This window comes from Kitasatospora sp. NPDC056138 (genome assembly GCF_042264695.1).
Taxonomy (GTDB): Bacteria; Actinomycetota; Actinomycetes; order Streptomycetales; family Streptomycetaceae; genus Kitasatospora.
Window position 1 is genome coordinate 1 of record NZ_JBHJVK010000133.1, and the last position, 7,756, is coordinate 7,756.

Sequence of the window (7,756 nt, forward strand, 5' to 3'; positions counted from 1 at the left end):
CAGTTGCACTCGCGTCACGCGACATGATCTACCTGATCAGGCCTCGCCGTGAGAGCGAATCCCACAGATTGATCACGACCCGATACCCGCCCTAGTGCCCGAGCCGATGCGCCCGACCTGGCCGCACGCACTGGCCGCATCGGCCTCCCTGCTGCCGCACGCCCGGCTCCTGCGGATCGACGCCCGGTTCGCGCAGGCCGCGGCCAAGCCGGTGATCGTCCCGGAGACCATCACCACCGACCACGGGGCGGTCTACCTCTCGCGGACTTTCACCGACGCCTGCCGGCAACTGGGCATCTCCGTCCAGCTCGCGCACCCGGGCACCCCGACGGACAAGGCCGTGGTCGAGCGGACGTTCTCCTCGATCAACAGCCTGTTCTGCCAGCACGTCGCCAGCTACACCGGCCGGGACGTCAGCCGCCGGGGCACAGACCCCGCCCGCCGGGCCGCCTTCAGCCTGCCCGAACTCGACGACCTCCTCCAGGAATGGGTGATCGCCGGCTGGCAGCTGCGCCCGCACGAGGCGCTGGCCCACCCCTTCCTGCCGCGCCGGTCGCTGTCACCCAACGACGCCTACGCGCTGCTGGTCGCATCGAGCGGCTACCTGCCGATGACCCTCGGCCCGACCGACTACATCGAGCTGCTGCCCGCGACCTGGCGGACCATCAACGACTACGGGATCCGCATCGACAACCGCACCTACGACGCTCCCGAACTCGTCCCCTACCGGCGCCAGCTCTCCGGGGTCAGCACACAACGGGGCCGCTGGGAAGTCCACTTCGACCCGCACGACGTCTCCCACGTCTTCGTACGCGACCACCGCGCTGGCGGCTGGATCACCGCCGAATGGACCCTGCACAAGACGATCACCCGCCCGTTCTCCGACAGCCTCTGGCGCCAAGCCCGCCGGACGGTCGCCGCCCGCGGCCACGACGACACGGACCAGGCGCAGGTCGCCCGCGCGCTGGACGACCTGCTGCAGCGCGCGGGCCGCCGGCCGCACGCGCCGCAGCCTGCGGTCCCCGAACCCCGCCTGCCACAGGTCCGGCTCGCCGGGGCCTTGCCCGCGACCGGGGCCGACCACGTGGACGAGGCGGACGTGGACGACGCTCCGCTGGCCGAGGTGATCCCGTTCGGCATCTTCGACCCGTTCAGCGAGGACGACTACCGATGAGCACGGAACAGGAACTCGCGCCCGGCCGGCCCGCCGTTACGACCAAGGAAGGGTGGGCCAGATTCGTCGACTACCTCCCCGCCACGGTCACACTGCTTCGGCCCAAGGAGCTGGCCGCTCTCAACGAGGTCGAACGCGCTCTCTACGACGAAGCCCGGATCGAGCACCACACCGAGGTCCTGGTCGCCAAGACCCCCACGATGATGGAGATCATCCGCACCGGCCGCGAACTGACCCTGCTCAACCGGCGGCAGGTCTCCGCCCGGCGCGGGCTGATCGTCACCGGCGAGCCCGGCACCGGCAAGACCACCGCGATCACCCAGCTCGGCAAGGCGCACGAACAGCACGTCCGACGCCGCCTTCCTGCTGGGGCGGGCCCACGGATGCCCGTGGTCTACGTGACGGTGCCGCCCGCTGCGACCCCGAAGATGCTCGCGATGGAGTTCGCCCGCTTCCTCGGCATCCCTCTGGTCGGCGGTCAGAACCAGGCCCAGATCACGAACGCCGTCTGCGAGGTCTTGGCCGAACTGGGCTGCGAGCTGGTACTGGTGGACGAGATCCACAACCTCAACCTCACGACCCGGGCCGGAGCGAAGGCTTCCGACCAGTTGAAGTACCTGTCCGAGCGCATCACCGCGACGTTCGGCTACGCCGGCATCGACGTCGAGCAGGCCGGCCTGTTCACCGGGACCCGGGGCAAGCAGATCGCCGGACGCTTCGTGAGCGTGGCAGCCAAGCCGTTCACGACCGCCACCGCAGCCCACAAGGCCCAGTGGCAGCAGCTGCTGGCCACCATGGAGCAGTCGTTGCGGCTGCACCGGCACCGGCCCGGCACCCTCGTCGACCAGTCCGACCTCCTGCACCACCGCACCTCCGGGATGATCGGCAGCCTCGCGCACCTAGTGCGGGCCGCCGCGGTCAGGGCCATCCTCTCCGGCACCGAGCGGATCACCGTCCCGATCCTGGAAGACATCCCGCTCGACACCGCCGCGGAGACGAGTGCCCCACGTCGACGGACGGCCAGAGCCGCCGGGACTCGCCAGCGCAAGGCCGCCGGATGAGCGACACGCGAAACGCCCACCAGGCCCCGGCCCGCTCGCTGCCGATCCCCATCCGCCCCTGGGGAGGCGAGTCGCTGACCTCGTTCGTCCAACGCCTCGCCGCTGCCAACCGCACCCGGGACACAATCCTCTGGAAGACCATCGCCAGACCGGAATCCTCGTCCCTGGGCAGGCACCTTGAGTTCTTCGAAGCCCTGCTCAACCCACCATCCGCGGAACGCTTGGCAGTGATCAGCGGCCTGCCCCTGGGGCGGCTGTCAGCGGCACTGCCGGCCCTGGGCTGGACCCGCCAGCACGCGCCGGATCTCATGGAGAAGAAGACCCCAGCCGTCCGGTTCCAAGCCGCCATGGGCTACACCCGCCGGGCCTGCCCCCACTGCGCGATCCGGCGCAACACCGCGCCGCCCCGCCTCCACCTGCCCATTACCCGGGTCATCTGCGCCCGCCACCAGCACTGGCAGAGCGTCACCATCAGCGGATCGTGGACGAATGTGACCGAACGGCCACCGTTCCCGCCGCCGGTCGATCTGAGCCCCCTCGCCGGCATGGCCGCCGCTCAGAGACGACTGGCCCAGATCCTCCGCTGCTACGGCCCCGACGTTCTGGTCATGAGCGTTCGCGACGCCCGCTCGATCGCCGAGAAGTGGACCACAGACCGATGGGCGGAACCAGCGATGGTGCAACGCTGGCAGACACGCGCACACAAACTGGACTGGCCCGCCGAGGCGGAGACGATCACGCAGAACAGCGAGGCCGCCGCGATCGTCTCGCACCCTGAAGTCGCGACCCTGGCCGCCTTCCTGGCGCCCATGACCGTCGCCCCGACTGAGTTCTTCTACGCGGAGAACAAGGAGCAGATCCGCGCGCTGGTCGACCGGACGAGAGCAGCACTCGGGCTGACACCCCTCGCAGCCGCCGCTTGCCAGTGGCCATGCAGTGCCCCCCGCAGGCCAGCTGATGCGATCTGGAACCACATCGACCAGGTCCGGCAGTCGCGCGGGCGTCACCGATGGCGCCACCTAAGAAGTGCCATGATCCCTGAGCTCGGCATCCCCGATCCGTCTCACCAAACCTGGCAATCCGCAGCTCGACACAGCCGCGTCCGCCATGATCAGTGAGACCGGACAGGGGGCGGCCGCGCCGGAAAGCGGGAGAGTCCGTAGCCGGGGCACGGAGAAGCTGTCTACGGGATAGTTGGCCCCTTCCGGGTAGGAATGTCAGGCCAGTGTCAGCCACAGCTGGCGGCGGCATTTTCGCAGGTAGCAATCAGCTGTATCCCTGTGATGCTAGAGGGCCTGCTCAATCTCGGACATGCGTGAGCGCGCGTCCACTAGTAGATCTTTCAGTCGAGAGGTCGCGAGAGAGTCCAGGTTCGGGTGAGACATGCATCGGTCGTAGCGCGGCGGCAGCCCGTGAACGCCGCCGTCCTTTGAGGTGAGCCAAGAGCGCAGCATGCATGGCACGTCCGGACCTTGTGTGCGCAGGCCATGAAACTAGCCAATGATGGCGAGCGTTCATCCAGCTGTTACAAGCCGAAATGCGTCAGTATGCACCGGCGGTATATCACCTGGTCAGTCACGTGAAGCCGAGGCGGAACGGAAGGCGCCGTTTGTTCGTAACGATCTCTTGTGCCGAAGAGCATGAGGTGGCGCATCTATCACGTCATGCCGGTGCGCTCGCGTCCGCTGTCCTGGGTGATGTCCGATTCAGCGGTCTTTCGGATGGCTCGCATTCGTGCTATGCGCATGATCCAGAATGCGGCATACGCAACGGCGAAAACGCCGAGCACGCGCGTGGTCACCGTCATGCCGAGGGTGGAGGCGAGCGGGGCTACGGCGAGCGATGACAGCCCCTGCAAGCCTGAGGAGACGCCGAACACCAGCGCCATCACGCGCCCCCGGATGTGGTCGTGGCTCGCGAGTTGCAGGCCGTTGACGGCCAGGATCGCGCACGCACCCACCCCGAGGTGGCCGACCAGCGCGGCGGCCATGCCCAGTCCCAGTTGGTCGACCTGGGCCAGAGCAAGGTATCCGAGGCCGAAGACAGCCAGCGCGGCAGCGGCCACGTACAGGCGCCGGTGGCCGAAACCGCCGGTGAGCCGCCGGCCCAGGAAGGGGCCGAGGATCGCGCCGATTCCTTGCGCCAGGTAGAGCGCACCGACGCCTGCGTCTGCGACATGGAAGCGGGCGAGGGCATAAGCGGGCAGGAGGCCGACCATGCCGTAGGAGAGGCGCAGTCCTGCTGTCAGCCACAGAAATGCGGCGACAACGGGAGTGGCCCGTACGAATCGCCAGAGTTCGGCGGTGTCGGCCCACACGCGCATGCGCTGGCCCAGTGCGATTGTCGAGAAGGGCTGGCGAACGCTGGCGATGAGGAGGGCGGACACGGCGAACGAGGCGGCGTCGATGACCAGGGCAGTGGAACTTCCCCCGGTCGCGCTGGCCAAGCCGCCCAGCCCTGCGCCTACAAGGAGGCCCCCTGAGTACACGCTGCCGAGTGCGGCCTGGGCCAGGGGCAGGTCTGACTGTCGACCATGTTGGGCAGGACGGTTTCGGGAATGGGACTCGACACGGCGGCGAACACTGACAAGACAGCCAGGAAGACCAGAGCAAGCGGCACCGACCTCAGGTGGAAGGCAATCAGCAGGCCCACGACCGGCGCTATGGCGGCGATGTCGCATGTGGTCCGCAGACGCCGGCGGTCGAAGCGGTCGGTGAGCGGGCCGATGAGTGGAATCAGCAGTACCCCGGGGAGTGAGTTGACGGCGAACAAGAGCGCGGTCAATCCGGGCGAGTCGGTCCGGTGGTAGACGAAGCCGCTTAGCGCGACGAAGGTGAACCAGTCGCCGGTCAGGCTGAACGCTGAGGCGCAGAACAGACGTCTGAAGTCGGGGTTGGTCCGTAAGAGAACGGCAAGGCTCCCGGGCATGCGAGGTCGAGCGGTTGGCACCTGATGACTCCAAGCAGCGAAGACGTCCCGTGGAGCGGTATGGGACGAATGACGAAGGGGGCACTTCGCGTAGTCCAGCAGGAGCGGCTGCTGGGCGGCTGTCGGTCAGTCACGGGGGTGCGGCATGGCATGCACAATAGTCCCCTTCGCAAGATCGATATGTTGCTTTCGCTCGACTGAAGTTGGTCTGTCACCAGGGATCCGGGGTTGTCGGCTGCACGGTCCACCGATCGGCCTGCTCCTGGCCGTCCTGACCGAGCTTGGTGGAGTCGACGTCCAGGCGCGGGCTCGTGCCGATCACTGCCCGCCGCCCCGACGGCTACCTCCCGAAGCAGGCCACGTCGATGGCTGGCGTGGCGACTCCCCTGCGGCGTGGATCGGTGAGGGCTCCACTCACCTTGGCCCCCAGTGGGCAGCCGGCTAGCCTCCGTGTTTCGGTTCGCGTCGGCTGATCTGGGGTGATCCCTGTGTCGGAGGTCGGGAGGCTCCGTCGGACGTTGGGCAGGCCGAGGGCCCGGCGCGATGGCCGGGTGCTCCTGGGTCCTCGGGTCGTGGGTGGGCAGGGGCGGCTTGGACTGTCAGGTGGCCGGTCGGGGCAGTGCGATCAGGCGGCTGAACGCTGCGGTCAGTTCGTGGCGCCAGGGCCAGGTGGCGGCGATCCGCAGGCGTAGGCGGCGGGCTCCGCGCGTGATCCGGGCGGCGGCGTGCAGGAGGCGGTAGCGGAGCTTCTTGGGCTCGGCGGTGGCCAACTCGCCGTCCAGCAGCAGGGTTCGGGCCCAGGCCAGCAGGTCGATCGCGGTCAGGGACAGCTCCAGCCAGACCTGGTTGATGGCGAAGTGGCGGGAGGGGAAGCGGCCGAAGCCGGTGGTCTTGCCGCAGCGGATGTGGTCCTCGACCCGGGCGTGAGCCCGGTGGCGGACCTCCAGGTACTGGATCGAGCCGCCGCCGGCGACGGGCGTGTCGGCGAGGAAGGCCTGGTGGCGCATGCCTTCGTCCTGGTCGAACAGGGACAGCTGGGCGCCTGGATGGGGACGCTCGCGGCGGACGATGATGCGGGTGCCGTCCGGGTATCCGGTGAGGTCGACCAGGCCGGTCAGCTCGGCGACTTCGGCGCCGGGGCGAAGGGTGCCGTCCTGTTCCAGGGCCGGGTGCCAGACCTGGTCGGGCAGTGCGCGGATGGCCTTGCGGACCTGTTCGGTGACGGCGTGTCCGACGGAGAAGGTGGTCTGGATGCCGCGCTGCCTGAGGGCGCGCAGGTGGGCGAGGAAGGCTTTCGCGCTGCCCGCACTGTCGGCTCGGATGAGGACCGGGGTGCCGTGGCGGTGGGCGTCGGGAATCTGTGCGAGGGCCGCGTCGATGACCGTGATGTGGTCGGCTGCGGTGTTCGCTCCGGCGTTGCCGGGTCGCAGGATGCCGGCCAGGGCCTCGCCGGTGTTGTCCAGGAAGCAGAGCATCGGGTGGTAGCCGAACCCGCGTTTGTAGGTGGCGGCCGCCTCTTCCTTTTCGGAGTGGCAGGTGACCAGGGTGGCATCAATGTCCAGGACCAGGCCGGGCAGTTGACGTCCTCCGGCACGAGCCGGCGGTATCCCGTCCGTGGTCTCGGCGGTCTGCAGCCAGGCGACCTCGCGGGCAGCGGCCCGGGCTGCCCGCAGTGCGTTCAGGTTGTTGGTGTCGATGCCGGCGAGCACGCGCCAGGCGGTCGGTGCGGAGGCGACCGGGCCGAACACGTCGCGCTGGTCACGCAGCACGGCCAGGTCCCGGATCGCCTCGCCTCCGTCGGCGAGCATCACCGCCAGGTCCACCGCGACGCGGCCGGGATCGTGCCCGGTCCCGCGCGGTCGCAGCCGGTGCAGGGCGTCGCTGAAGGCACCGGTCAGCGAGGTGGCGTCGGCCAGATCCGCCAGCAGACGCGAGCCGGCGTGGTTGACCACCCCGTGCCCGTCGGCACTGACGACGAGCTTGGGGCGTGACCGGGTAGTGTGCACGCAGAAAGTGCCTTCCTGCTGGAACGACTGGGACCTTAGACAAGCCTCATCGTTGCAGCTCAGAAGGCACTTTCACTTTTCCGATCATGATCCGGACGCGACCCCGGATGAAACGCGCAGGCTAGAGCCGTACTTGGCAGGTCGTTGGTTCGGATGGATGTTGAGGACCCGGAGGGACACTGGTGCGGGCCACGGCGGTAGGCCTGGCCCTTTACCCGTCCCGGTGCGCGCCGGGCCGCCGAAGGGTCAGCGTGCCCGGGCCGGTCACGGCCGCCCGGATCGGCCGCTCAGAGGCGGACGACGACCAGGGCGATGTCGTCGCTGCCTCCGTGACTCAGTCCGAGACAGCCCAGCAGGGTGTCGGCGAGATCGTCGGGGGTCAGTCCGGCGCAGTGCGCGAGGGCTTCGGCGAGGCGGCCCAGACCGGTGTAAATGTCCTCGTCGTGGCGTTCGATGAGGCCGTCGGTGTAGAGGACGAGAGTGTCGCCGGGATGGTAGGCGAGACCGGCTTGGGGACGGGGTACGTGTTCGGGGCGGGCGCCCAGCGGCGGGTCGGTGGCCGCGTCCAGCAGGTCGTGGCCACCGTC

General features: G+C 68.9%; 7 protein-coding genes. 3 read left to right on the plus strand and 4 right to left on the minus strand.

The window, feature by feature from the left end; genetic code table 11:
* The first annotated feature begins 94 nt into the window (after window positions 1-94).
* The 3 genes from ACFC1R_RS38045 to ACFC1R_RS38055 are packed head-to-tail and all read left to right on the plus strand — an operon-like array spanning window position 95 to window position 3,353.
* On the plus strand, window positions 95-1,174 hold the full coding sequence (locus ACFC1R_RS38045) for a Mu transposase C-terminal domain-containing protein (RefSeq protein WP_375946301.1): 1,080 nt from the start codon (window positions 95-97) through the stop codon (window positions 1,172-1,174).
* Complete coding sequence (locus ACFC1R_RS38050) at window positions 1,171-2,235, plus strand: AAA family ATPase (protein ID WP_375946302.1); 1,065 nt, start codon at window positions 1,171-1,173, stop codon at window positions 2,233-2,235. The genes ACFC1R_RS38045 and ACFC1R_RS38050 overlap by 4 nt, the downstream gene beginning before the upstream one ends.
* A complete protein-coding gene (locus ACFC1R_RS38055; protein ID WP_375946303.1) occupies window positions 2,232-3,353 on the plus strand; it encodes a TniQ family protein in 1,122 nt (373 codons plus the stop codon). Before ACFC1R_RS38050 ends, ACFC1R_RS38055 begins: the two co-directional genes overlap by 4 nt.
* A 539-nt stretch (window positions 3,354-3,892) precedes the next feature.
* On the opposite strand, the gene ACFC1R_RS38060 is transcribed toward ACFC1R_RS38055, so the two are convergent.
* The 4 genes from ACFC1R_RS38060 to ACFC1R_RS38075 form a co-directional block, all read right to left on the minus strand.
* Window positions 3,893-4,723 (minus strand): MFS transporter, encoded by an 831-nt coding sequence (locus tag ACFC1R_RS38060; RefSeq protein WP_375946304.1) that lies wholly within the window; start codon window positions 4,721-4,723, stop codon window positions 3,893-3,895.
* On the minus strand, window positions 4,699-5,163 hold the full coding sequence (locus ACFC1R_RS38065) for an MFS transporter (RefSeq protein ID WP_375946305.1): 465 nt from the start codon (window positions 5,161-5,163) through the stop codon (window positions 4,699-4,701). Before ACFC1R_RS38065 ends, ACFC1R_RS38060 begins: the two co-directional genes overlap by 25 nt.
* A gap of 599 nt (window positions 5,164-5,762) precedes the next feature.
* A complete protein-coding gene (locus tag ACFC1R_RS38070) occupies window positions 5,763-7,169 on the minus strand; it encodes an IS1380 family transposase (RefSeq protein WP_375946306.1) in 1,407 nt (468 codons plus the stop codon).
* Window positions 7,170-7,456: 287 nt separating this feature from the next.
* On the minus strand, window positions 7,457-7,756 hold a 300-nt coding region (locus ACFC1R_RS38075), incomplete at its 5' end, for a SpoIIE family protein phosphatase (RefSeq protein WP_375946307.1).

Excerpts from the sequence above, each read along its gene's own strand:
- ACFC1R_RS38050 (WP_375946302.1), top strand. The coding sequence starts at position 1,171 with ATGAGCACGGAACAGGAACTCGCGCCCGGCCGGCCCGCCGTTACGACC.
- ACFC1R_RS38055 (WP_375946303.1), top strand. The coding sequence starts at position 2,232 with ATGAGCGACACGCGAAACGCCCACCAGGCCCCGGCCCGCTCGCTGCCG.
- ACFC1R_RS38065 (WP_375946305.1), bottom strand. The coding sequence starts at position 5,163 with ATGCCCGGGAGCCTTGCCGTTCTCTTACGGACCAACCCCGACTTCAGA.